The sequence below is a fragment of the Nonomuraea lactucae genome (genome assembly GCF_003313395.1).
Taxonomy (GTDB): Bacteria; Actinomycetota; Actinomycetes; order Streptosporangiales; family Streptosporangiaceae; genus Nonomuraea; species Nonomuraea lactucae.
This window is the reverse complement of record NZ_QNFZ01000060.1, coordinates 23,932-45,662: the sequence shown is the minus strand read 5'-3', so window position 1 is coordinate 45,662 and position 21,731 is coordinate 23,932. Positions and strand designations below refer to the sequence as shown.

Below are 21,731 nucleotides of genomic sequence, written 5' to 3'. Positions count from 1 at the left end.
CCTCCGCGAGGCCCTGGCCGGAACCCCCTGGATGCCACCACAAAACGCCTGATCAATCACAGGCCTGAATGGATACGCTCGCCGCTCACAGCTTCAAGCAACACCACGCACACCAAGCCGCCCACAAGCTCAAGGCCGGCGAGGTATGGCAAGATCACAACCTGGTGTTCTGTACGAGCGTCGGCACCCCTCTGGACGCTGCGAACGTGCGGCGGGCATTCCGCAAGATCACCGGGGATGCCAAGATCGGAACAAACTGGACATCTCGCGAGCTGCGTCACTCGTTCGTCTCCATCATGAGTGACCAGGGCGTACCCATCGAGTCCATCGCCGATCTCGTCGACAAGCCGACAGGTTGAGTCCGCGTGAGATGGAAAAGGGCCCGACCCGCTTAGCGGATCAGACCCTCTACCTGGCCAAACTCTGTCGGGGTGGCGGGATTTGAACCCACGACCTCTTCGTCCCGAACGTATCAGGCCGTATCGGGCGAGTGCTGGTCATGGCGTACGCCGTGGCTCTGACCAGCTTAAAGACAACGGAATGCGTCTCTCGGAATCACCTAGGAGTGTCTGGGATTTCCAAGATCATGACGCATGGGTGGCGCACGATCATGACAACGCCCCGCCATCCAACCGGATGACGGGGCGTGATCGGGCAGGGGATCGACACTGTCGCCACGAAGCGCCCCTTCGCGATCTCCGTACAGCTCGCAAGCTGCATATGCAGGAGGCTGGACTGTGCGCAATAAGTGAACTAGTGTGCTCAAGGAGTGATGCTGGGACGTCGCTCCCCCGAGCGGCCTGGCCGCCGGCTGCGATTAGCCCTCGCCCGGCGGCCAGGCTCCCGGAGGCCTTCAGCTGTCGCCGACCGGCCCGTTGTAGACCAACTTCGTTGTCTCCGCGGGCACCACGATGTCGCAGGTCTCCACCGCCAACTCACCGGCGAAGTAACTGCGCTCGACCACCATCACGATCGAACCCGCGCCGATGCCCAGATGCTTCGCCTCCTCCGGCGACGCCACCCGCGCCCACACCTCCTCGTCCCACGCGTCTACGGTGATGCCGATAGCGGCCATGCGGTGCGTCACGCCGAGTCCCGCGTGCTCGCCGGCCTCTGGCCACGCGATGGGCGTGCCCTTCGTCAGCTCGAGCGGCTCCCAGCTGGTCGACAGCATCCACGGTCCCTCGTCGTCCGAGGAGAACGTGTAGGTGGTGCGCATGACGTCGTGGCGGTCGCCGTCCGGCTCGCCCAGGCCCAGCCGCTCGCGCACCTCCGCCGGCGCCTGCAGCGTCTCCGATGCGTACTCCCAGGAGCCGCGGCGCCCCTGCTCCTCCATCTGCTGTCGGAACGGGCTCCCGGCCTGCCGCTCGCGGAACCATGAGCGGACCAGGCTGCGGCGTTGAGGGCGTTGCCGTACGAACATGCCCGCGCCCGGCCTGGACACGAGCAACCCTTCGCGGGTGAGCAGCTTGGTTGCCTCGCTGATAACGCCCTGGGCGGCGTCGTACTCGACGGCCAGCTCCTGGCGCGAGGGCAGTCGCGTGCCTGCGGCCAGCTGGCCGCTGACGATGCGGGCCCTCAGGTCGTTCGCGATACGGACGTAAGCGGGTTGATCCACGAAGACAGCTTGACGGGCTGCATATGCAGCTTGCAAGCTGTGCGTGCGGCCATCGAGCTGCATAGACAGATTTCCCCTCAGTCTGGTGGTGACTGTGACGACCTGGACCCAGGATTATCCCGCGCTGGCGGGCAGCGCCGACGCTGCCGCGCAGCTCGCCTACACCGTCGCGAACCAGCACCTCCCCGGGCGCGCCTCCGACGCCTACACGCTCGTCGAGCACCTCTTCTCCGCTGGGCTGGCCAAGTCGAGCCCCGGCAGCGACATGAACCTCATCACCGTGGAGGAGCCCAGCAAGATTCGCTTTGAGCTGTACTTCCCCAACGACCAGCCGGACCCGACCAGCGCAGCCACCGCCTACCAGGCGGTGTCGAAGCTCGCTGACGCCTACGGCGAGCGGCCCACCAAACGTGGCGGCCGGATGATCTACGCCGAACTGTGGGCCGAGCGCTGATGGAGGATCGCGACCTGAGAGTGCTGCAGCTGCTCGCGCAGATGTATCCCTCCTGGCGGCTCTCCTGCCGCACTGACCGGCACGGGCAGCGCTGGTGGTGGGCCATCCAGCGTCAGCAACCCTCGGCCGACCTCGCTGCCGTCGGCCTCTACCAGGCGATCGCCCGGACCTCGGTCGACGCGCTTAGCGCCGCCCTGTCCAACCAGGCCCGCATCCTCCACACCCGGCGCGTAAGGCGCCACTGAGCAAGGAGAACGCGCGTGGTCGCGTGGGAACCGCACAATCCCCGCCGCGGGCGGCTCCGCGTTACTGAGACGTCGTGCTGCGGCGCCTACGAGTGGGCGTGCCAGGGCGGCCAGTACATGGTCCTGCGCAAGAGCGGGACGGAGGAGGCCGGCCGCGGCCCCTACAGGCGGGCGCGCGAGCTGTGGGAGGACCTGGTGGAGGAGCACGACCGCGGACACACGCTGGCGTTCCCGCGCCGGTGGATCGACCGATTCCCGACTGAATGAAGAAGGCCCCGCCGGCGCGCCAACGCCGACGGGGTTCTTCCAGCTCAGACACCAACTCAACCTTGGAGTCCGACCCGTGAAGAACGATAAGCGCGAGCCCACCGCCGCGCCAGCACGAACAAAGAAGAAGCCGACGGCCGCCGAGAAGCTCGCCGCCGCCGCCCAGGCCGCCGCCGACGTCCGCGCCTACGACACCAATCCCGACGTCATCGCCTACCGCATCGAACGGATGCGGGCCCGCGTCGACCGGCTCATGTGGGCAGGCGTCGTCATCGGCCTGGCGTTCACCGCGGCCAATGTGCAGCAGTTCGCTGCGCGCGACGCCGAACCGTGGTCGATCCCGTGGTGCATCGCCTGGCTGCTGGACCCCACGGTCTCGCTCATCCTCCTGGGGACGCTGCTCGGTGAGCAGGTGATCGCCCGCCACCAGATCAAGGCGGGGCCGTGGATCCGCCGTACGAAGTGGATCGCGCTGCTTCTCACGTACCTGATGAACACGTGGAGCTCGTGGCAGGCGAAGGACCCGGCGGCCATCCTGCTGCACAGCGTCCCGCCCGCGATCGTGTTCTGCGCGGCCGAGGCGATCACCACGCTGAAGCACCAGATCACCGAGGCCGTCCACAAGGCGTACGAGACAGCCGCCGTACGGGCCCGTGCCGCCGCCCCCGCACCCGTCCGTACGGCTCCCCTACGGCGCTCCCTCGTGTTCCGTACGGCTCCCCGTACGGAGGGGCCTCGCGTGGTGCGCATCGCCCGTACGTTCGCCTTCCGTACGGGGCCCGTGATCGAGCCCGTACGCGTCCTCCGGAGGGCGTTCACCTTCCAGCCCGGCGCCCGTACCGCCCGTACGGAGCACCCGCCGGCACCGGCTCCCGCGCCGGTCGACCTGCCCGTCGAGAAGGAGGCGTTCGTCCGTACGCTCCGCGAGGAAATCCTCGCCGCGGCCGAGCGCGGCGATCGGTGGGGGCCGGACTACGAGGCGCTCATGACCCGTACGCGGCGCTCCCGATCATGGGTGGAGAAGCGCGTACGGGAAGCCCGCATGCAGGTGTTCCGTACGGGTGAGGCGGCGGCATGAGCGACCAGGACAACCGGCCGACGTCGCCCAAGACGATCAGCGACGAGCAGTGGGCCGACCTGATGCGCCGCCGCGAGAAGGGCCGCACCCGCAGCATGTTCGACCCGGACGAGGTGCGGCAGCGCAAGCAGTCCACCGACCAGGCCAGGAAGCGGCGGTGGAGCTGAACACGGCCAGCGCGGAGGGCGGCGGCGAACTCGCAGTCCAGGAGTCGCCGCCGCCCGCCGTCCCCTCGACGCCGGCATCCCGCGAGATCGAGCTCGAAGGGCACGTCGTGCCCGACTACGAGCGCGAGCTCGGCCCGATCCTGCCCACCTGGGCCACCACGCGGCAGGGCTGGCAGGCGCAGATCAAGCTTCACACCCGCAAGATGGCCTACATCGCTGCCTGGCACGCTGTCCGTTCGCCCAAGTACGGCGGCCGGCTCGCGCTGCGCACGCTGATCGGGTCCGCGGTGGGGGTGCGCGCGGGCTGGCGGTTCGTCACCGCCTACGATCACAAGCTGGTCGTCGACCAGGCGCTCACCGAGGGGCGTAAGAAGGACGCCGCGAACGAGCGGGCCACCAGGCGGGCGGAGATCTGGCGCCGCACCAAGTGGACGGCCGGGCTCGGCCTGCCAGGACTCGGGCTGCTCAACGCGCTGGTCACGCATTACCCGTTGCTGCCGTACGGGCTCGGCGTGCTGGCCGCGTCCGCCGCCGCCGTCACCGGGACCACGGTCAGCGAGGCCGCCGTCATGGACGCCCCCGCCCTGCCCGTTCGCCTCGACCTCGCCCCGGAGCACCTCAACGAGGCGTTCCGCGCGGCCGGGCTGATCAAGGCCGGGCAGGCCCTCACCCTCGTCCAGGGCGTCATCCGCGACGGCAAGGGCTGGTCCGCGGTCATCGACCTGCCACGCGGCTGCGGCCGGACCGCCAACGACGTCCTATCGCGCAGGGAGCTCCTCGCGGCCGAGCTCGGCGTCGACGAGATCCAGCTCATCATGTCCCGGGTGCGCGCCCACGCCGGCGGGCACGGCGGCCGGATCGCCCTGTGGGTGGCAGACGACGACCCCTACATGGGGCCGCCCACCACCTCGCCCATGGCCAAGGCCGACACCTGGTCGGTATGGGATCCGATCCCGTTCGGCGTCGACGCCCGCGGCAACCGGATCGTCCTGTCGATCCTGTGGCAGTCCATGTTCTTCGGCGGCCTCCCCAGGCGCGGCAAGACCTTCTCGCAGCGGCTGCTGACCGCGGCCGGCGTGCTCGACGCGTGGGTGCGCCACTACGTCGCCGACGGCAAGGGCGGCGCCGACTGGATGCCCATGCGTTCGGTGGCACACCGGCTGATCCTCGGCGCCGAGGACGACGCCATCGCCGCCCTGGTGGCCATGCTGGACGAGCTGATCGTGGAGATGGAGCGGCGCTTCCGGATCTTCCGGGATCTGCCCACGTCGGTGTGCCCGGAGTCGAAGCTGACGCCGCACATCATGCGCAAATACCGGATGCCGTTGATCTTCGTCACGATCGACGAGCTGCAGGAGTACTTCACCGCGATGGACAAGGACCTCAAGGACGAGGTCATCAACAAGCTGTGCAGAATCGCCCGGCGCGGCCCTGCCGCGGGCTTCATCTGCAACTTCGCCTCGCAGCGGCCGGACGCCGACTCGGTGCCGACCAAGCTGCGGGAGATCATCACCATCCGGTATTCGACGCAGGTCGTCGACAAGACCAGCTCGGACATGGTGCTCGGCAAGGGCAAGGCCGCCCAGGGCGCCGACGCCAGCATCCTGCAGGAGGAGCACAAGGGCGTCGGGGTGCTCATCACCGGGCCCGGCTCCTACGTCATCCCGAAGTGCGATTACCTCGACAACGCGGCGTTCGCCGACATCTGCCAACGCGGCCGAAAGCTGCGCGAAGATGCGGGCCTGCTGTCCGGGGACGCCGTGGGCGATGTGGTGTCCGCCGCGGAGGCAGCCGGCCGAGCGATCCCCGCGGTCATCTCGGACGTGCTGTACGTGATGCACAACAGCCCGCGCATGTTCACCAGCGACATCCTCACCGGGCTGGTGAACGTCGATGAGGACACCTACGGCGACTGGGACCCGAGCATCCTCGCCGAGGAGCTCGAGCGCGCCGGCGTCCGCCGCGAGACGAAGCAGGTGAAGATCGACGGCCAGAACCGGGCCGGATACAACCGACGCGACATCGAGGACGCGGTGCCGGTCGAGCTGTTCGACACACCGCTGGCAGCGCCCAGATGAGCAACCACCAGGGACGGCGCGGCCCCCCTCTACCCCCGCTACCTGCCTGGTGGCAGGCCGCTACCGCCCCCATGACCCGGGTAGAGGGCCCCCTCTACATGAGGTGCTCACGGTAGAGGCCGGCCGCCGCTCGTTCGATCCGCCCACCGGTAGAGGGGGTCCCCTCTACCTCACAGAAAGCGCAGGGAACCGTGAGCGATGAAACCGCTGGTGCACTCATCTTCTTCTGCTTGGTGGTGCGCGCCGCCATCGTGGTCGTCTACGACCGGTCCCGGCACCGGTGGAGCAACTGCGGGTGCAAGGGAGGCCGCATCTACAGCAGCCTGTCGGGCCGATGGCGCCTGTGCCCTCGCTGCGGTGGCGCAGGCGTTCGCGGCCCGAAGTGAGGCGCATCTGTGCTGTTGTCGCGCTCACGTTGCCGCTCGTGGGGGCATGCGCCGACTACACCACGAGCCCGGCCGGGAGGGTGGTCGACCGCGGACGCCGCTGGGTAGCGGTCGTCGAGGACGGCAGTGGTCGTGAAGCGCGACATGAGACGAGCAGGACTGTCGCCCGCCGCTGCTCGATCGGGGAGCGCTGGCCAGACTGCGCCTGACTATGGACGCTGCTCGTCGACGAGGTGCTGCACGAGCGTGGCCGCGCGCGCGACCTCTGTCTGGAGGACCTCCAGGGCTCGCAGTGCCTCCTCGGGGTCCGGCGAGCGGTCGTGTGCGGCTGCCGTCATCTGGTCGAGGATGCCCTCAGCCGCGTGCCGTACCGGGTGGAGCACGGACACCAGGATGCGGTCGCGGGCGTTCACATAGGCCACCCTACTACTCGACTCGAACGCGCGTTCGCACGGGTGTCCGCTTCCGGACATGCCGATCACGCATGTAACGCAAACCACACCCGTCACTGGAACGTCCCAACCCCCACCCGCTCTCCCGAAGATCAGGAGACCCCATGACCTACCCCTATGGGCAGGATCAGCCCGGATACCCGCCGCAGCAGCCGTACCCGCCCCAAGGGGGCTACGGCTACCCGCCCGGCCCGCCGCCGCGCCGCAAGAAGAAGAGCAACGCCCCGATGGTGTTAGCGATCATCGGCGCCGTGGTCCTCGTGCTCTTCGGCGGCTGCGCCGTGCTCGTCGCCGCGGTGGGGGGAGGCGGCGACGGCAAGCCGCGCTCGACCACAGCGGCAGAGCAGCCCGCCGGCGACGACGAGCCGAAGGGTGAGGCGAAGACCGCGGGCATCGGCACCGAGGTGAGGGACGGCAAGTTCGCGTTCACGGTGACCAAGGTGGAGAAGCGGGCCCGCGTCGGCAGCGAGTTGCTCGGCACGGACGCCCAGGGCGTGTTCCTGCTCGTGCACATCACGGTCGAGAACATCGGCGACGAAGCGCAGGCGTTCACCAGCACCGCACAGAAGCTGCACGCGGGCGGCAAGGAGTACGAGGCCGACGCAGGCGCGGCCATCTACCTCAAGGACTCGAAGTCGCTGTACGAGAAGATCAACCCCGGCAACAACGTGAAGGGCGTCGTGCTCTTCGACGTGCCCAAGAACCTGAAGCCTGAGACTCTCGAACTGCACGACAGTGTGTTCTCTGACGGGGTCAAGGTGAGCCTCTCGTGACCCGCGTCTGGTACGAGCGAGACCTGCGCGTTCTGCAGGCGATCGTTCAACTGAAGGATGAGAACCCGGGGCAGCCCATTCCTCGTGAGGATGTCGCCGAGACGACGGGGATGGACGAGGAGACGGTGCGTCGCGCGATCTACTCGCTGATGGATGAACCCTACCTGGAGACGGGGGGCTCACTGATCGACAACCACGAGTACGTCAAGAGGGTGCTCGGCAATGGGAAGCGGGCAGCGGAGTTCTGGCCCACACCCGACAACGTGGCCGAGCTGTTGCGCGACGCACTCCTCCAGGCGGCCGAGCGAGAGCCTGACGAGGAGAAGCGCGGCAAGCTGCGAGCCCTCGGCGCCTGGCTGGCCGAGGGCGGCCGGGACACCGTGAGCGGCGCCTTCGGCAGCATGCTGGGGACCCTGCTCGGCGGTTGACGTACCCACGACGAAGACGGCCCCCACCCCACCGTGATGGTGGGGTGGGGGCCGTCTTCGTGTCGTGACTACCGCTGGGACGCGGGCAAGTCCGGGCGTGGCTCGTGTTTCGCGACGTACCCGGCAACGTAGGTGACCAGGCCAGGCACGAGCGGGATCGCGAGGGTCTCCAGCCAGTCGGGCAGGAACGCGATGAGGTCGAGGTTCGCCTGGACGGCCTGCAGCGGGGCCAGGATGGCGAGCAGGCCGAGGTAGGCCCCTGCTGTGCCAGCCTTGACCTTTGACTCGACCTTGGGCTTGCTGTAGCTGATGGGCTCTCCGTGCATGCTTCTCCTCCTTCAGGAGATGCGAAAGCCCCGGGCCGAGCGGCACCGGGGCAGGGGGTGACGTCGAGACGTCAGGAGGCGGGCGACGGGGACGCGCTCGGGGTCGGCTTCGCGCACGCGTACGCCGGGACACCGCCGGTCGCGTCCGTGCCGCGCGTGCACAGCACCGTGGTGCCGTCGTACGAGAACTGCATCTTGGCCGGCATCTGGAACGGCTTCGGCACCCCGTCGATCGACGGCACCAGCACCTTGCGCTCGCCTGCCCGGCACTTGCCGTGGCGGCTCTTGGGCAGGTTCTTGGCCTCGAGGACGCGCACCGCGCCGGTCTTGGAGATGCAGAGGCCGTAGGACTTGGCGGGCTCCTTAGCGGCGACGGAGGCGGCGGCGATGCCTGCTCCGCCGAGGAGGAGGGCGGCGAGGGCGAGGAGGGGCAGGATCTTCTTCAGCACGAGGTGCTCCTGTGCTCGGGGACAAGGGACTCACAACCCAGCAACGCCCAACGCGCGGCCGGGACGACTCAGGGGAGGGGAGGGCTACGAGAGGGCAGCGACCCAGCAGGAGCGATCCCACGTGGTGCTCGTGCCGAGCTTCTTGGCCTTCTTGAACGCGGCCACCTGCGCGGCGAGGTCGGTGTCCTCCTTGCTGTACTCGGTGGAGTGCAGGTTGGCCGGGGTGTAGCCGCGGGCGTGCAGCAGCGCGCGCATGGTCTTCACGTGCCGGTGCTCGGCGCCCGGCTTGAGGGTGGGCAGGTCCTTCACGAGGTCCTCCGTCCACGAGGGGGTCGTGGGGGTGGTCGTCTTGGGCCGGGGTGCGCCGCGCCGGATCCACTCGTACAGCCGGTCGCCCGGACAATCCGTGGCGAACCCGTCCCGGTGCCCCCGGATCTCGCGGCCAGCGTCGCCGTGCTCACGCAGGTGCTCGATCGCGTCGACGATGGCGTGCAGCAGCTGGTCGCCGGGCACCGTGTAGCCGCTGGATCCGACGAGGGCGAGCACCGCATAATGCGCCGAGTTCAGCCCGGCGCCGTTCGCGGCGCAGAGGATGTGGGGGCCGCGGCCGACGAACACGCGCCGGTGCGGGCAGGCGACCAGGTTGTAGCCGATGTCCGAATACGGCTGTTCTCGCCCGCCGGCCATGTGCATCCGCTGGATGGACCGTACGAGGTCGACGCACTCCTGGTGGTCGTCCACGATCGTCACGGGGACGTGTCCGCCCGTGTAGTGGACCTTCACGCCCTTGGTGCTCGCGATGCGGGCGAGCGGCTTGGACGGCGGTTTCGCGCCCCAGGCAGCGCGGGAGACGATCTGGGCCATGGTCAGCCTCCTCGGGTGGCGATGAACGAGATGACGGCCAGGACCACGGACACGAGCGAGATGACGGCGGCCAACGAGGGGAGCGGCCACCGTCCGCGTTCCAGCACACGGATGCGGGTCTCGTGGTCGGTCAGGTCCTTGAGGAGCTCGCCGTGCGCCTGGGCCACCTGCTGTACCTCGCCCCGTACGGCGTCGACCTTCCGATCGGTGGCCAAGAGCTGGTCGTAGATCTCGCGTGCTCCGATCTGGACAGGGCCGAGCGGGTCGAGCTGAGTCACAAGGCGCTCCGTTCGTGGGCACGGCGGCGCGCCGTGGTGTGGAGGGGGTGGCCGCCCGCGCCTCCCTTTGGGGCGCGCATCGGCCCGCGCGGGCGGCCGGGTCAGACGTCGACGATGCCCGCGTCGCGCAGGCGGGTGGTGAGGTCGAAGCCGTACTGGCGGGTGGCGCGCACGTCCTCGCGCAGGTCGGTCACGTAGCTGGCGCTGTAGCTGCCGGGAGCGGAGGCGCCGGCGAGCATGTTGGCCTGGTTGTCGATGGCCGCGGCCTGAGGGTGGATCATGGAGCGGTCGCCCATGGTGGAGCGCCAGCGCATCTCCCCACCGACGGTGACGTACAGGTAGGCGCCATCCGACGGCGTGGCCGGGGTGCCGCTGGAGGGAACCAGGAACGCGTCCGACGCCTTGGTGACCGTCAGTCCCTGCGCCTGGCCGGCCTGAGCTTCGAGGGCGGCGACACGGCGCGAGAGCTCCTGCAGGATCCGGTTCGGGTCGGTCGGGAACGGGTCAAGGAAGTTGCTCACTCAGGCACCTCCTGTTCGGTGATCAGCTGCACCTTGTCCTTGCCGCGCGAGCCGCGGTCGGCCGGCGACAGCGCCCAGCCGATGATCCGCTGGCTCACGTTGAGCCCGGCCGCCCCGTCGGCGGTGATCGCGTGCCAGGGGTTGGACAGCACGAAGCGGGCCCAGTCGCCGAGCCCGTTCGGATCGAGAGAGGGGTTCTTGCCGAGTACGAGGGATGCCGAGAACACGCGGGTTGAACCGGCAGCGCGGTCGGCCCAGTAGCGGGCGTAGGCATCCAGGACGCCCACGGTGGTGGACTGGCCGGGGTGCTGGATGCGCTTGTCGATGATCGGCCACCCGGCGGCGATGTGCGGCGTTTCGATCAGCGCCGACCGTGCCGGGACGCGGGTCTCGGTGGCGTCGCCCTCCGGGGTGCCTCCGATCACGCCGAACCGTGTCCCCCTGCGGAGCGCGGAGCGTTCCTCGCGCCAGGTGGTGAGGTCGCCGCCCTCCTGGAAGACGTGCACAGCAGACGGGTTGGAGATCTTGGGGGCGCCCCACTCCCACGAGCGGACGATCGAGCCGCCGATCACGGTCGGGTTGACCACCCACTCGAAGCCGCCGTCCGTCCTGGCGTAGTCGGTCAGGAGCCGCCCGTAGGTCGTGTTCGCCGACGTCGCCGCAGCCAACGCGCGTACGCTGCCGGAGGTGCCGGCCATCAACCCGAGGCCGATGTTGGAGGCGGCCGTGGCCTGCATGTGCAGGATCAGGTCGCGGGCGTTGGCGATCTGATCAGCGGCGAAAGACACGTCGTCTTCCAGGTTCACGCTGTGCAGGTAGCCGTCCAGCGTGGATCCCTGCAGCTGGATGCCGACGCCCTTGGCCCCTTCGGGACGTTCGATGACGGCGGTGTGCAGCCAGTAGACGCCCCAGAGGATCCCGGAGCGCCAGCAGTGCACGACGAGCCGGCCGGGTCCCACGCTGAGGTCGGTGGGGTCGGCGGGGATGATCTCCTGGATGCGGCGGGCCACCCGCCGGTTTGGCACGGCCAGGCTGGCCTGGAAGGTTCCGGGCTCGCCGAGCCGCCGGTCCATGGTCACGCCGGACAGGTTGGTGAACTCGCCGACGTACACGCCGGTGAGCAGGTCATGCACCGTGTAGCGCATCCGCGTGGTGCCGCGCGAGGGTGACGTGGCGGGGAACTCGGGCGGCGTGGGCGGGGTGCCGCCGCCGCTGCCGCTGGCGGAGGCGACCAGCACGGTGATGCCCAGCCGATCGGCCAGCAGCGCCGACGGGGTGAGCGCCACCTCATCCAGTGGCGCCGAGGAGGAGTAGGCGCGCACGGCCAGGCAGCTGGTCGTGGAGGTGCCGGACTGCATGGAGCGCTGCTCATATCCGGGCGGCGAGTCCCAGGACACCGTGCCGGGGGTAAACGGGATGCCTGCCTGATAGCGGATCTCCAGCCCGGACGAGGAGCTCGGCACGGCGGCCGGGCAGGTGTCGGTGCCGCCGACCACGATGAGCACGCCTGCGGGGTTGGCGCCGCTGATGGCCAGGATGTGGATGGTGCCCTTGGCGGTCAGGCCCTGCTGCAGCCCGTAGACGTCGGTCTCGTCGGCTTGGGCCGTCTTCTGGTAGACCTTGGTGCCGACCCAGCCGAACCCCGTCTGCTGCTGCTTTTCGACCCAGCCGTCGGCTTCACCGAACTCCATGCTGATCATGGCGCCGGTGTCGCTGGACTGCCAGGCCAGCAGCACATCCCCGGCCTGGACCTCGTCACGGAGGACGAACGCGGTAGGGGTGGAGACGGCGGCAGCGGCCACAGACCGCACGGAGGCAACCACCAGCGATCACACCCCCCTGGTGTTGAAGCGGGTCAGATCCAGCCGTGCCGCCAGAACACCAGCGCCGCAGGTGCGGTCCCGCCGGTCGTCTCGTACGAGATGGAGGAGTCGCCGCGGCCGAGCACCCAGTCCTTGACCGCCGCGCTGGCGCCGGTGAGCGCGTTCATGTGCGAGGTGGCGCCGATGACCGCGGTCAGCTGCTTGACGTCGACCACGAGCGCCTGGCCGGAGCCGACCGTGACGTCGAACTCCAGCACGCGCAGGTCGGTGGAACCGTCGCCTAGCGTGCGCTCGATCTCGATGCGCGGCTGCGTCGCCGGCCCCGGAAACCGGATGATCGGCTTCACGCTGGTGTTGCCGGCGTTGTGCACGGTGACTGTGCCACCGTCAGCGATGACGGCGTTCTGCAGCGACCGGTCGAACAGGCGCGGGTCGGAGCACTCCCACTGGACCACCACGGCGGATGCGTGCCCGATCCGGTAGCGCCTTTCGATGCCGCCCGGTGAGCGGCGCATGACCGCGCCCTCAGTGATGTAGATCCGGTCCAACACCTGGATCGCCAGCGAGAGTTCCTCGTCAGCTTCGGCCTTCGGCGTGTTCTGGCGCAGGTCTTCCATCACCTCGCGCATCTGCTCGCGCGGCACCGAGACCAAGAACGTGGCTTCGATGATGCGGGGCAGGGCGAGCTTCTCGCCCGACATGGCGCCGTCCTCGGTCGGGTGCGGCACGTTGCCGTTGTCGAGCGCTGGCAGGTCGATGTCGGCGCCGACCAGCTGGACCAGCCGGTACGGGGTGCCGCTACCCATCTTGAATCCGTTAAACGACAGTTGGCCGGGCCCGTCCAGATCGTCGCCAGGATTGATCGGGACGACCACGCCGGGGCTCGGCAGGCTCCAGGCGGCCACGACAGGCGCGGCGTGCACGTTCACCGACACCGACACCGCCGGCGTGGGCACAGACCACGGGGCGATGACCGGTCCGGGCTGGACTTGGGTGGGCGGGGTGGTGCCGGTGAACACATCCGGCGTCGGTACCGACCACGGGGCGATGACCGGTCCGGGCTGGACGCCCGTGCCGAGCGAGATGCCAGGTGCCGGGACCGACCAGGGCGCGGTGACCGGGCCCGGGGTGGCCTCGGCGGACACCGACAGCGGGGTGCGAACCTTGCGACGAGTTGGCCGCCAGGAGATGCCCGGCCCATCCTCCGTCGAGGTGTTGGCGCCGCCGGACAGGGTCTGGCCGTTTCCGGAGTAGTCGGTTGTCTCGTTGCGGGTGAACGGATACCACGCCCGCAGGTTGGCGGTGCGGCGCGGCTGGTAGAAGCCGAACTCGGCCTCCAGCTCGGCCTGCGACAGGTTCGTGGTCCAGTGTTTGAACGCGGCCAGGCAGCCGTCCAGCCATTCACCGCTGACGTCGGACTCGCCCAGACGGAAGATGTCCTGGACGGTGCCGCCGGCGGTACCGTTCGACCAGGTCGACACCGTGAACGACGTGTCGGTAAGGCTGCGGGTGAGCATGACGCCGTTGGCGCCGTTCACCGCGACGGCGACGTAGTACCAGGTGCCGACAGTCAGGTTGCGGGTGCCACGCAGCGGGTCGCCGAAACCGTCGTCGACCTGCTGAAAGGAGACGCTGGTGCCGTCCGCGCCGGTGCGCAGCATGGCGTAGTCCTCGTCCAGCCCGTCGGTCAGCTCCCAGACGGTGACGTTGGTGTTCCGGTCGGTCGACAGCTTGACCCAGCAGGCGATAGAGAACGCGGTGACCGTGCCCAGGCTGATCGTCCGGCTGTAGTCCTCGCCGTCCGCGGAGAACCTGACCGCCACAGAGCACCCCCTACGTGTCGGAGTAGCTGATGCGGACCTCGGTCAGGGCGGCGTCGTTGGCCATCGTGTCGGCGGCGTTGGAGCCAATCCGCCGCACCCGCACATACACCTCGTCGCCGGCCGCCACCGAGTCGAGGTTGGACACGGTGATGGTGGCCTTGTGCAGCCGCTTGCTGGTGGTGCCCAGGTGCGTGTCGTCCACCGTGTGAGCGGTCGCCAACGACTTGGTCTCCACGTCCTGGCTGTCCGACTCGGGAGTGATGGCGGCGATGGCCACCTCCCAGCGGACCACCCCGGTGGTGGCGTTGACCGCGTACCAGATCAGATCCACGGTCAGGTTGCCGGAGCCGTAGCTGACCGCCTCGATCTTCCAAAACGCCGCCTCGTCGGTGGCCGCGTCGTACAGAAGCCGGGCGACCGGGAAGTTGGTGCCGTTGATCTTGTCGAATGCGGCCAGGTTGCTGCCGAGGACCTGGGCCTCTTCGGGCAGCAGCGTCTGTCGTACCGTCGCCACGCGCTCCTCCTACGGGGTGTAGTCCAGCGCGGCGAGGCCGACCGGATCGTGCGTGACCAAGAATGTGCCGTCCTGGGTCTCGAACTCGGCGCCGAACCAGGTGGCGTGGAAGATCCGATTCGAGATGCTGGGGACGTAGGAGATGTAGCCGTGCGCGATGATCGTCGAGCTGGTGATCTGCAGGTTGTCCGCATCCCACCGCAGCTGACCGGAGACCAGCGCCAACGTGGTGTTGAGGATGAGGATGCCGCCCGCCGTGTACCCAGCGCCCGAGCTCTCGCCAGAGTTCCACGGCGCGGAGCCGTAGGCGGGCGCCGCCTGCGAGAAGTCGGGTGTGACCGACGCCCCCCAGAACGCCGCCTTCATCGTCTCAACAGTCAGGTCGATGGACAGGTCGGACGGGTCCCACTGGTCCATCTGGGTGCCGCCCATCACACCGGAAGCACTCCACGCCATCACGCACCCCCAGCTGCTGCGAGCTCGTCCATCGCCTGCACCAGAGGCCCGAACTGGGCTTGGATGCGCTTGTGCCTGGCCTCCAGGAAGGCGAGCGCGGCCTCCAGCTCGCCGATCCGCTTGTCCGCCGTGCCAGCCTTGGCCAGCCGCGCCGACTTCAGCTCGCGCTGCACGTCGGCGATCTTGTCGGGGAGGATAGCCAGCTCGTCCTTGGCGCGCAGCCAGGCACGCGTCTCGTGCATGGTGGCCATCGCCTCACGCTTTGCCGCCCGCGTTTCGTCGCTCAGCTCGTCGGCGTATTCGGACTTCGCGCCGGCCAGCTGGTCCTCGACGTCGGCGCACGCCAGGACCAGCCGGGCCTCTGCCCGGGAACGGATGCTCACCAGACCACCGCCTTCCCGGTGACCAGCGGGGCGCGCACGTGCACGTCCTGGTGGTCACCTCCCTTGTCGGTGCGGTTCGTCGTGGTCGCGACCGCGCCGGACTCGGTCAGGCTGGTGACCTCCCGGTGCCGCCGGCCGTCCTCGTCGCGCCGCTCGCGCCGGACCGGCGTGGACCGGCCGCCGTGCACCTGGAGGCCCTTGCCGCGCAGATAGGCGCCGTAGGTGCCGTGCACGGCAGGGTCGTACCGCTCGTAGGTGGACATGCTGAGATCGCCTCCTCTCAACTGGTGGAATTGGGGGTGGTGTCAGGCCAGGGCGCGGGCGGTGTACTCGAACCCGAACTGCGCCGCCAGCCGGGGGACGTCCGCCTCCTCGCGGATCGTCGAGCCGGACATGTCGACGTTGATGAACGTCCCGCCGCTCGGCTGCGCCGCGTTCGTCAGGGCCGCGTCTGGCCTGGACACGTAGTCCACGCCGGTCATCGGCGCGATCCGGTCCTCCCTGATCGTCATCGACTGCTTCTGCTGCCGCTTGGCGTTCCACTTCGCCATGTCCTCGGCCAGCCGGTCCATTTGCGTCTTGGCCTCGGCGCGCGCCGAGGCGACCGCCTTGCCGATGACGGCCTTCATGACCTGCTGCAGGGTCGGCCCCATGGACGCGGCGCCGTTCGCCATGCCCTGCATGGTCTGGACGCCGATCTCGTGGAAAACGCGGCTCGGCGACTTGATGCCGAGCAGGTTCTTCGCGCCCTGGACCGCGTCGCGGACGACGCCCTTGGCCGCCTCGATCGCCTGGGCCGCCTTGGCTCTGATGCCGTTGATCAGGCCGTTGATCAGATCCTGGCCGGCCTGGGCGAGCAGCGCGCCGAGGTTGCCGAGCCCCGTCTTGATCCGGTCCGGCATGCTCTTGACGTAGGCGACGACGTTGGCGATGCCGTCGGAGACCCGCTTCTTGATCTGCTCCCAGGAGACGCCGGTAGCGTTCTGCACGAAGTCCCAGGCGGCCTTTATCTGGTTCTGGATGAGGCCGAGGGCGCCGGTCAGGATCGACTTGACGATCTCCCACAGGCCCTTCCAGATGGATTCGAGGCCGGACTTGAGTCGCTGCCAGTCGCCGGTGAGCAGGCCGGCGGCCACGTCGAGGATGCCTTTGACGGTCTGCCAAAAGCCGTTCCAGACGCCAAGGAAGGTGTCTACCAGGATCGACAGCGCGTTGAGGATGTCGTCGCCGAACTCGGACCAAAGGGCGGAGACAACGTCGATGGCCGACTTGATGGCCTCCGACATGTGGTTCCAGCCCTCTTCGAGCTTGGCGCCCCACTCGCTGATCTTGCCCTGGTTGTCGGAGATCCACTGTGCGACCGTCTCGAAGACCTCGGAGAAGAACGTCTTGACCTTGGTGAAGATCTCGCCTATGCACTCGGCCCAAGCGCCCAGGGTGGTTGAGCTGTCGTTCCACGCGGTCTTGAAAGCTTCGATCTTGGTCAGGCCCCAGGCGATGAACTCGAAGAACTTCGAGATCGCCCCGCCGAGGGTGGTGAGGAAGAACTCCGCGACGGGCTTGCCGTGCTCGACGATCGTGGGCAGGGTCTCGATCAGGGTGTCGATGACGTTGATGGCGACGTCGAAGGCGGTCTCGATCAGCGGCGCGACCTCGACGAAGACCTTGCCAAGCATGGCCGCGAACGGCTTGATCTTGCCCTCGATCCGCTGCAGACCTTCGAGCAAGGGCCCACGCAGCGGCTCGGCCGCCTCCCGGAACGCCTTCAGGGCCGTTTTGCCGAGAGACTCGACTTCCTTCTTGACCTGCTTGTTCGCGGCCAGGAACACGCCGAGCTGCAGCACACCGAGCGTGATCGCGCCACCGATCGCCGCGACCGCCGCCGCGGTGGCGAGCGCGGCCACACCGAGCCCGACCACGCCGAGAGTGGCCACCTTGGAGAAGGCCATGACGCCGCCCAGCCCGGCCTGCGCCACGTCGAACGCACCGCTCAGGGCGTTCTTGAAGCGGCTGCCGCCGCGCTCCGCCCCGTCACCGATCCCGTCGCTGATGACGTCGCCGGAGTCGCGGACCTTCTTCTCGACCCCGTCGAGGGCGTCCTCGACGCCGTCCACGAGCCGCGCGAGGTCGGAGAGGGCCTCGTCTGGGTCCATGCCTTCGCCGATCGCGTCCGCCACCCGCGTGAACGCCGTGGCGACCGTGGACTCGATGCTGCCTGTCGTGCTGCTGGTGGTGGACTCCAGGCGGCGCAGCCGCCCTTCGGCTCTGACGAGGCCGCGGTCGAAGCCCTTGTCTTCGAGGTCGATGTAGCCGACCAGCTCGCCCACGGTCATCGACATGAGAGGTCACCGCCTCCCGCGCGCTGGGTCAGAGAGTGTTCAGGTAGGACTGGGCCTGCTCCCCTGACAGCTCAATGGGCTCGTTCTGTACGACCAGCCGGTACACGGCGTCCCTCGACAGGCCGGCCAGGAGGGTCTGGAACTGCCGACGGGTGAGCTGGCCTATCTCTTGCGGCGAGAGGCCGTACTCGCGCCGGAAGTCCGCTTCGATGAACGGCCAGAACCGCCGGATCTGGCGCTCTTGCGGGTCGAGCTCGCCGGGGCTTTTCCCTGGTTGTTGTTCCGCTTCTGGATGAGCTCGTACGCCTCGCGGAACGACATCGTGCGGCCCTTGCCGTTGGCCATGCCCCAGGCGAGCACGACCTCGAACTCTCGGCCCGTCATGCCGGCGTCGATCCACGCGTCGAGGACATCGACGCCGAACAGCTCGGCGACCAGCTCGGCGAAGGCCGCTTCGTCGCTCGCGTCTTTCAGCTGGTCGACCTTCCGCTCGAACAGCAGCGGCAGATCGTGCGGGACGCGGACTTCGACGCCGCGGATGGTCTGGGTTGGCGGGCCGGTGCGCTCGGCTGCTTCCTTGCGCTGGACTTCGGCCCAGAAGTCGTCCCAGCTCTCATGCTCGTTGGGCTCTTCGACGTTGTCGAGGTCGGTGTCGAGTGGCTCGGAGTTCGACATGGGTTAGCTCACCGCCGCCGTGGTGCTCAGTCCGGACTTGGTGATGGTGGCCGCCCAGGCGCTCTTGGCGTTCGACTCGCCGCCGGACTCGCCAAGGGAGAAGGTGCACGTCCAGATGCGCCACGTCGTCTGCGTGGGGTGCCGGAACCGGATCCGGCCGAGACTGTCGGAGCCGACCTTGTCCTCGCCCGCCATCTCCTCCACCCGGGCCCGGCCCGGCTGCAGCGCCCCGGTGAGGTGGTCCTTCAGCTCCAGGCCGGCCAGCTCCATCGTGGCGCCACGCTGCATGATCTCCTGCTCGTAGGCGCCCTCCGAGTCGAAATCGCCGGTGTCCGCGGTCTCCTCGTTCTCGCCGCGGTTGATGGTCACGCCGGCGAGGTTCTCGACGCGCAGCCACGTGTCCGGAGTCGAGGATTCCACCTCGACCACGATGTCTCTCGCGTTGATCTTCCGCTGGGTCACGGGTCACTCCTGTTCGTGCTGGTCCTGCTGACGTCGCAGCGGAGGTTGACGGTGTACTCAGGACGCTGATTGCTGTCGAGGCCGATGAAGACGGGCCCGGCCTGGAGGGCGACGGCGAGCTGCAGCCAGGTGCCGCCCGGGAGGGTGAGCGTGCCGAGGCCGTTGAGCCGGTCGTAGACGAGCTCGGCGTCCCGCTCAGCGATGCGCACGTCGGTCGCGGGCCCGCGGACGCGGGCTTGGATGCGGGGCTCGTCGTAGTTGTCGGCGAGGCTGCTCTCGGCTCCGCCGTACCTGGCCAGGACCACGCACCGGTCCGGCGACGCTGGCATCTTCGTGCTGAAGACGGGGCCCAGGTCGAGGGCCATCGCGGTGAGCAGCTGCTGGAACTCCTCCAGGAGCGTCATGATCGGAGGCTCCGCCGAATCTGGGCTGCGACCAGCTCCATCATCGTGGCCGCCTCGGTGTTGAGCGGCTCCTCCAGGTACTTGGCCTGCCTGCCCGGGTCGTGCTTCCAGGTGAGCTCTTCGTGCTGGCGGACCGCGTACGGGGTGTCGTAGGAGACGGCGGCTCGCAGGTTGGCCTCGTCCGCGCTGACGGTCCCGGAGCGCTCCAGGGTGCCCTCCTCGTGCGGCACCAGCTCCCGGCTGACCTGGAGGAGGTGCTCGGCCGCGACCTTCAGGCCCTTGACGGCGCCGGCGCGCTGCCGGGCCTTGATCTGCTGGGTGTTGAGCTTGAGGCGTGCACGTTGCGGCACGGCGTCCACCTCCTACTGGAGTGCGACTTCGAGGTGGTCCGGGGTGGGGAGGCCGCCGCCGTCCCGCCGCAGCGCGGCCAGGACCTGCGCCTGGCGGCCGGTCATGGTCACTCGGGAGCCGGGCGGGCAGGTGGTGTCGAGCGGCATGTAGATGACCGTGCGCGCCACGATCTCCTCGCCCTCGTTGTTGAGGATCTTCTGAAGGCGGTCGTCGACGAAGCACGTCACGGTGACCGGCGGGCCGTAAAGGGGCTCGAACGTGCCCTGCTCGATGGACGGCTCGACGGTCACGGTGTGCCTGAGCAGGTATGACGGCAGGCTACCCATCGGCCACCGCGCACGGCCGGTACGTGTACGGCTCGTGGCCGGTGAGCCCGGCCTGCTGCAGGATCGCCCACGCTTGTGGTGCGAGGCGGGTGGCGGCCGAGCCTCCACCACCCGCCCCGGTCTGGGACCCGCGGCCGAGCCGGACGGAGCCGATCTGCACGTCGCTGTACTCGGCCGACGCGCCCGTCCCGGTCTCGCCGACTTCCAGCCAGGCGGCCACCTGCTCGCAGGTTGCGTCCCGCAGCGCTGCGATGTGCTCAGGATCGGTGGGCAGGCCGTCCTCGTCCACCTCGTACACGGCGGTGAGCAGCGCCTGGTCGACGAGTCGGGTGGCGCGGTCGAGCAGCAGCGCGGCGTTTGCCGGCGCCGGGGTGACGTAGGTGGGGGCGAGGTCGTTGACGGTCGCGTACGCCATGCCGTACCTCCTCGGAGTCGGACGTGGGCGGGCAGCGCACCCTCACGAACACCGGCCCGCCCACGCGCTCGAAGGCCCTCAGTCGAGGGCGGCCACCATCACGCCGGTCGGCGTCGTCCCCGTGTAGTTGACGTGCACCGTGCCGTCCGCCTGCCGGAACTCCGGCCCGAACGGGCCGAAGACCCGCCTCGTGCCGGCGCTCATGGCCTGGGACAGGTCGGCGACCGCGAGCGCGGACCGGCCGACCGTGGCCGCGGTGGGGATGCCGACGGTGAGGGACGCGTCGTCGCCGTTGAGGACGTAGAAGCGCCGCGTGGGTGTCCACACGAAGCTGTTGCCGTCGGTGATCTCGGCCGCCTGGTCGACGGCGTCCAAGTCCACTCCGGACTCGGACGAGGCGACTGCGGTAAGTGCGACTCGTGCCATGGGTCAGCTCACAATCGCGATCGGGCACTTGGCCACGCCGGTCTGCGTGCCGGTGGTGGCCGGAGCCACGTCTCCGGTCGCCGACCCGAACGTGAACCCGAGCGCCTTCGACCCGGTGTGCAGCGCAGCCGACGCGGTGACGATCGGCGCGCACCCGATCAGGGTCGGCACCGTCGAGGCGGTGACCGAAGTGGCGGCGATGTACCAGCCGTCCACCGTGATCGTCTTCGGTGTCGTGAGGGCGAGCTTGCGGGCCGTGTTGGCCGCCCACGCTGTGCTGCCCTGGGCGGCCGACTGCGCCAGCAGCGCGCCGTCGGGGTCGTACAGGGCGTGCCATCCGGCGGTGCCGGTGGCCAGCGCGGTGTTGCCGGCCACGAAGCTCACGCTGGTGACGACGTCGCCCTTGCGGAGCCAGATGCGGGTGCCGATGGCGACGCCGGTGGCGGTGGCGGCCAGGTCGGACGTGCAGGCCCAGGCGGGGATGTTGGAGCGGACGAAGTTGCCCTGGTTGACGCCGGGGAGAGCGTTGAAGGGCACGTCGAGAGCGGCGGCGTCGGCGATGACGCCTTCGTAGTAGCGGCCGAGCGTCGTCACTGCTCGCCCTCCTTCTTCGGGTCGCTGGGGTCGGTCGGTGAGGCTGGCGGCGCGGCCGGCCCCTTCGGCGGTGCCGGAGGCTTGCCGGAGGTGCGCCTCTTCGGCTTCTCCTCCGGCTCGGGGAGCGGCTGGCCGGCGGCGTCGGTCTCGATCACGGTGTAGCCGGGACGCCGCTGGGCGAACAGCAGTGCGGAGCGGCCGACCTGGACGGCGTGCTCGTCGGCCATGCACATGCCGTCGGTGCGGGTGTCGTCGAAGGAGACGCGGGCGACGCCGTCGGCGAAGGAGACGGCGCCGACCCGGCCGGTGAAATCGGCGCGCGGGGCGCGGATCTCGAAGTACCTGATGCTCACGAT

At 69.1% G+C, this 21,731-nt stretch carries 32 protein-coding genes; 9 read left to right on the top strand and 23 right to left on the bottom strand.

The window, feature by feature from the left end; genetic code table 11:
- The first annotated feature begins 68 nt into the window (after positions 1 to 68).
- Positions 69 to 359 (top strand): tyrosine-type recombinase/integrase, encoded by a 291-nt coding sequence (locus DQW85_RS04790; RefSeq protein ID WP_113699207.1) that lies wholly within the window; start codon positions 69 to 71, stop codon positions 357 to 359.
- Between the two features lie 494 nt (positions 360 to 853).
- Here DQW85_RS04790 and DQW85_RS04785 read toward each other — a convergent pair whose 3' ends face one another.
- Positions 854 to 1,618, bottom strand: a complete 765-nt coding sequence (locus DQW85_RS04785; RefSeq protein ID WP_205314879.1) for a GntR family transcriptional regulator — start codon at positions 1,616 to 1,618, stop codon at positions 854 to 856.
- An 85-nt stretch (positions 1,619 to 1,703) separates the two neighbouring features.
- Here DQW85_RS04785 and DQW85_RS04780 point away from each other — a divergent pair, with 85 nt between their 5' ends.
- From DQW85_RS04780 to DQW85_RS04760, 6 genes are all read left to right on the top strand, one after another.
- Complete coding sequence (locus DQW85_RS04780) at positions 1,704 to 2,072, top strand: hypothetical protein (protein ID WP_162794733.1); 369 nt, start codon at positions 1,704 to 1,706, stop codon at positions 2,070 to 2,072.
- Positions 2,072 to 2,317, top strand: a complete 246-nt coding sequence (locus DQW85_RS04775; protein WP_162794732.1) for a hypothetical protein — start codon at positions 2,072 to 2,074, stop codon at positions 2,315 to 2,317. Before DQW85_RS04780 ends, DQW85_RS04775 begins: the two co-directional genes overlap by 1 nt.
- Positions 2,318 to 2,332: 15 nt before the next feature.
- Complete coding sequence (locus DQW85_RS04770; RefSeq protein ID WP_113699203.1) at positions 2,333 to 2,584, top strand: hypothetical protein; 252 nt, start codon at positions 2,333 to 2,335, stop codon at positions 2,582 to 2,584.
- Between the two features lie 76 nt (positions 2,585 to 2,660).
- Entirely contained in the window at positions 2,661 to 3,662 is a 1,002-nt protein-coding gene (locus tag DQW85_RS04765) for a hypothetical protein (RefSeq protein WP_113699202.1), read from the top strand.
- Positions 3,659 to 3,829: a hypothetical protein gene (locus DQW85_RS44150; RefSeq protein WP_162794731.1), complete on the top strand. Its 171-nt coding sequence runs from the start codon at positions 3,659 to 3,661 to the stop codon at positions 3,827 to 3,829. The genes DQW85_RS04765 and DQW85_RS44150 overlap by 4 nt, the downstream gene beginning before the upstream one ends.
- Complete coding sequence (locus DQW85_RS04760; RefSeq protein WP_205314878.1) at positions 3,820 to 5,907, top strand: FtsK/SpoIIIE domain-containing protein; 2,088 nt, start codon at positions 3,820 to 3,822, stop codon at positions 5,905 to 5,907. The genes DQW85_RS44150 and DQW85_RS04760 overlap by 10 nt, the downstream gene beginning before the upstream one ends.
- Positions 5,908 to 6,502: 595 nt before the next feature.
- Here the strand turns inward: DQW85_RS04760 and DQW85_RS04755 are convergent.
- Positions 6,503 to 6,706 (bottom strand): hypothetical protein, encoded by a 204-nt coding sequence (locus DQW85_RS04755; RefSeq protein WP_162794730.1) that lies wholly within the window; start codon positions 6,704 to 6,706, stop codon positions 6,503 to 6,505.
- Positions 6,707 to 6,849: 143 nt separating this feature from the next.
- On the opposite strand from DQW85_RS04755, the gene DQW85_RS04750 reads away from it, so the two are divergent.
- Both DQW85_RS04750 and DQW85_RS04745 read left to right on the top strand, forming a co-directional pair.
- Complete coding sequence (locus tag DQW85_RS04750; protein ID WP_113699200.1) at positions 6,850 to 7,518, top strand: DUF4352 domain-containing protein; 669 nt, start codon at positions 6,850 to 6,852, stop codon at positions 7,516 to 7,518.
- Entirely contained in the window at positions 7,515 to 7,946 is a 432-nt protein-coding gene (locus DQW85_RS04745) for a hypothetical protein (protein WP_113699199.1), read from the top strand. The genes DQW85_RS04750 and DQW85_RS04745 overlap by 4 nt, the downstream gene beginning before the upstream one ends.
- Before the next feature lie 68 nt (positions 7,947 to 8,014).
- On the opposite strand, the gene DQW85_RS04740 is transcribed toward DQW85_RS04745, so the two are convergent.
- The 21 genes from DQW85_RS04740 to DQW85_RS04640 form a co-directional block, all read right to left on the bottom strand.
- Positions 8,015 to 8,272 carry a holin gene (locus tag DQW85_RS04740; protein ID WP_113699198.1) on the bottom strand — a complete coding sequence of 86 codons (258 nt, stop codon included), beginning with the start codon at positions 8,270 to 8,272 and terminating at the stop codon, positions 8,015 to 8,017.
- Positions 8,273 to 8,343: 71 nt separating this feature from the next.
- The gene (locus tag DQW85_RS04735; protein WP_113699197.1) at positions 8,344 to 8,721 is read right to left on the bottom strand and encodes a hypothetical protein; all 378 of its coding nucleotides are present in this window, start codon (positions 8,719 to 8,721) and stop codon (positions 8,344 to 8,346) included.
- Between the two features lie 84 nt (positions 8,722 to 8,805).
- A complete protein-coding gene (locus DQW85_RS04730) occupies positions 8,806 to 9,585 on the bottom strand; it encodes a peptidoglycan recognition protein family protein (protein WP_113699196.1) in 780 nt (259 codons plus the stop codon).
- Positions 9,586 to 9,587: 2 nt separating this feature from the next.
- Positions 9,588 to 9,863, bottom strand: a complete 276-nt coding sequence (locus DQW85_RS04725) for a hypothetical protein (RefSeq protein ID WP_113699195.1) — start codon at positions 9,861 to 9,863, stop codon at positions 9,588 to 9,590.
- Between the two features lie 101 nt (positions 9,864 to 9,964).
- Positions 9,965 to 10,384: a hypothetical protein gene (locus tag DQW85_RS04720; protein ID WP_113699194.1), complete on the bottom strand. Its 420-nt coding sequence runs from the start codon at positions 10,382 to 10,384 to the stop codon at positions 9,965 to 9,967.
- Positions 10,381 to 12,186 carry a hypothetical protein gene (locus DQW85_RS04715; RefSeq protein WP_113699193.1) on the bottom strand — a complete coding sequence of 602 codons (1,806 nt, stop codon included), beginning with the start codon at positions 12,184 to 12,186 and terminating at the stop codon, positions 10,381 to 10,383. The genes DQW85_RS04720 and DQW85_RS04715 overlap by 4 nt, the downstream gene beginning before the upstream one ends.
- 53 nt (positions 12,187 to 12,239) lie before the next feature.
- Positions 12,240 to 14,030 (bottom strand): LamG-like jellyroll fold domain-containing protein, encoded by a 1,791-nt coding sequence (locus tag DQW85_RS04710; RefSeq protein ID WP_113699192.1) that lies wholly within the window; start codon positions 14,028 to 14,030, stop codon positions 12,240 to 12,242.
- Between the two features lie 10 nt (positions 14,031 to 14,040).
- On the bottom strand, positions 14,041 to 14,544 hold the full coding sequence (locus DQW85_RS04705; RefSeq protein ID WP_113699191.1) for a hypothetical protein: 504 nt from the start codon (positions 14,542 to 14,544) through the stop codon (positions 14,041 to 14,043).
- 9 nt (positions 14,545 to 14,553) lie between these two features.
- Positions 14,554 to 14,976 carry a hypothetical protein gene (locus DQW85_RS04700; RefSeq protein ID WP_113699190.1) on the bottom strand — a complete coding sequence of 141 codons (423 nt, stop codon included), beginning with the start codon at positions 14,974 to 14,976 and terminating at the stop codon, positions 14,554 to 14,556.
- A gap of 23 nt (positions 14,977 to 14,999) precedes the next feature.
- Positions 15,000 to 15,383, bottom strand: a complete 384-nt coding sequence (locus DQW85_RS04695) for a hypothetical protein (protein WP_113699189.1) — start codon at positions 15,381 to 15,383, stop codon at positions 15,000 to 15,002.
- The gene (locus tag DQW85_RS04690) at positions 15,380 to 15,646 is read right to left on the bottom strand and encodes a hypothetical protein (RefSeq protein ID WP_113699188.1); all 267 of its coding nucleotides are present in this window, start codon (positions 15,644 to 15,646) and stop codon (positions 15,380 to 15,382) included. The genes DQW85_RS04695 and DQW85_RS04690 overlap by 4 nt, the downstream gene beginning before the upstream one ends.
- A 42-nt stretch (positions 15,647 to 15,688) precedes the next feature.
- Positions 15,689 to 17,722 (bottom strand): phage tail protein, encoded by a 2,034-nt coding sequence (locus DQW85_RS04685; protein ID WP_113699187.1) that lies wholly within the window; start codon positions 17,720 to 17,722, stop codon positions 15,689 to 15,691.
- Between the two features lie 162 nt (positions 17,723 to 17,884).
- Complete coding sequence (locus DQW85_RS04680; protein WP_113699186.1) at positions 17,885 to 18,397, bottom strand: hypothetical protein; 513 nt, start codon at positions 18,395 to 18,397, stop codon at positions 17,885 to 17,887.
- 3 nt (positions 18,398 to 18,400) lie between these two features.
- A complete protein-coding gene (locus tag DQW85_RS04675; RefSeq protein WP_113699185.1) occupies positions 18,401 to 18,859 on the bottom strand; it encodes a phage tail tube protein in 459 nt (152 codons plus the stop codon).
- Positions 18,856 to 19,263, bottom strand: a complete 408-nt coding sequence (locus tag DQW85_RS04670; RefSeq protein WP_113699184.1) for a minor capsid protein — start codon at positions 19,261 to 19,263, stop codon at positions 18,856 to 18,858. Before DQW85_RS04670 ends, DQW85_RS04675 begins: the two co-directional genes overlap by 4 nt.
- The gene (locus tag DQW85_RS04665) at positions 19,260 to 19,613 is read right to left on the bottom strand and encodes a minor capsid protein (RefSeq protein WP_205314877.1); all 354 of its coding nucleotides are present in this window, start codon (positions 19,611 to 19,613) and stop codon (positions 19,260 to 19,262) included. Before DQW85_RS04665 ends, DQW85_RS04670 begins: the two co-directional genes overlap by 4 nt.
- 12 nt (positions 19,614 to 19,625) lie before the next feature.
- Positions 19,626 to 19,940 carry a hypothetical protein gene (locus DQW85_RS04660; RefSeq protein WP_113699182.1) on the bottom strand — a complete coding sequence of 105 codons (315 nt, stop codon included), beginning with the start codon at positions 19,938 to 19,940 and terminating at the stop codon, positions 19,626 to 19,628.
- Entirely contained in the window at positions 19,933 to 20,355 is a 423-nt protein-coding gene (locus tag DQW85_RS04655) for a hypothetical protein (RefSeq protein WP_113699181.1), read from the bottom strand. The genes DQW85_RS04660 and DQW85_RS04655 overlap by 8 nt, the downstream gene beginning before the upstream one ends.
- 78 nt (positions 20,356 to 20,433) lie before the next feature.
- On the bottom strand, positions 20,434 to 20,730 hold the full coding sequence (locus DQW85_RS04650; RefSeq protein ID WP_205314876.1) for a hypothetical protein: 297 nt from the start codon (positions 20,728 to 20,730) through the stop codon (positions 20,434 to 20,436).
- 54 nt (positions 20,731 to 20,784) lie between these two features.
- Complete coding sequence (locus tag DQW85_RS04645; RefSeq protein WP_113699179.1) at positions 20,785 to 21,375, bottom strand: hypothetical protein; 591 nt, start codon at positions 21,373 to 21,375, stop codon at positions 20,785 to 20,787.
- Positions 21,372 to 21,728, bottom strand: coding sequence for a hypothetical protein (locus tag DQW85_RS04640; RefSeq protein WP_113699178.1), 357 nt, complete (start codon positions 21,726 to 21,728; stop codon positions 21,372 to 21,374). Before DQW85_RS04640 ends, DQW85_RS04645 begins: the two co-directional genes overlap by 4 nt.
- Positions 21,729 to 21,731: the final 3 nt, after the last annotated feature.

Excerpts from the sequence above, each read along its gene's own strand:
- DQW85_RS04790 (WP_113699207.1), top strand. The coding sequence starts at position 69 with ATGGATACGCTCGCCGCTCACAGCTTCAAGCAACACCACGCACACCAA.
- DQW85_RS04775 (WP_162794732.1), top strand. The coding sequence starts at position 2,072 with ATGGAGGATCGCGACCTGAGAGTGCTGCAGCTGCTCGCGCAGATGTAT.
- DQW85_RS44150 (WP_162794731.1), top strand. The coding sequence starts at position 3,659 with ATGAGCGACCAGGACAACCGGCCGACGTCGCCCAAGACGATCAGCGAC.
- DQW85_RS04750 (WP_113699200.1), top strand. The coding sequence starts at position 6,850 with ATGACCTACCCCTATGGGCAGGATCAGCCCGGATACCCGCCGCAGCAG.
- DQW85_RS04740 (WP_113699198.1), bottom strand. The coding sequence starts at position 8,272 with ATGCACGGAGAGCCCATCAGCTACAGCAAGCCCAAGGTCGAGTCAAAG.
- DQW85_RS04730 (WP_113699196.1), bottom strand. The coding sequence starts at position 9,585 with ATGGCCCAGATCGTCTCCCGCGCTGCCTGGGGCGCGAAACCGCCGTCC.
- DQW85_RS04700 (WP_113699190.1), bottom strand. The coding sequence starts at position 14,976 with ATGGGCGGCACCCAGATGGACCAGTGGGACCCGTCCGACCTGTCCATC.
- DQW85_RS04690 (WP_113699188.1), bottom strand. The coding sequence starts at position 15,646 with ATGTCCACCTACGAGCGGTACGACCCTGCCGTGCACGGCACCTACGGC.
- DQW85_RS04685 (WP_113699187.1), bottom strand. The coding sequence starts at position 17,722 with ATGTCGATGACCGTGGGCGAGCTGGTCGGCTACATCGACCTCGAAGAC.
- DQW85_RS04680 (WP_113699186.1), bottom strand. The coding sequence starts at position 18,397 with ATGTCGAACTCCGAGCCACTCGACACCGACCTCGACAACGTCGAAGAG.
- DQW85_RS04670 (WP_113699184.1), bottom strand. The coding sequence starts at position 19,263 with ATGACGCTCCTGGAGGAGTTCCAGCAGCTGCTCACCGCGATGGCCCTC.
- DQW85_RS04660 (WP_113699182.1), bottom strand. The coding sequence starts at position 19,940 with ATGGGTAGCCTGCCGTCATACCTGCTCAGGCACACCGTGACCGTCGAG.
- DQW85_RS04655 (WP_113699181.1), bottom strand. The coding sequence starts at position 20,355 with ATGGCGTACGCGACCGTCAACGACCTCGCCCCCACCTACGTCACCCCG.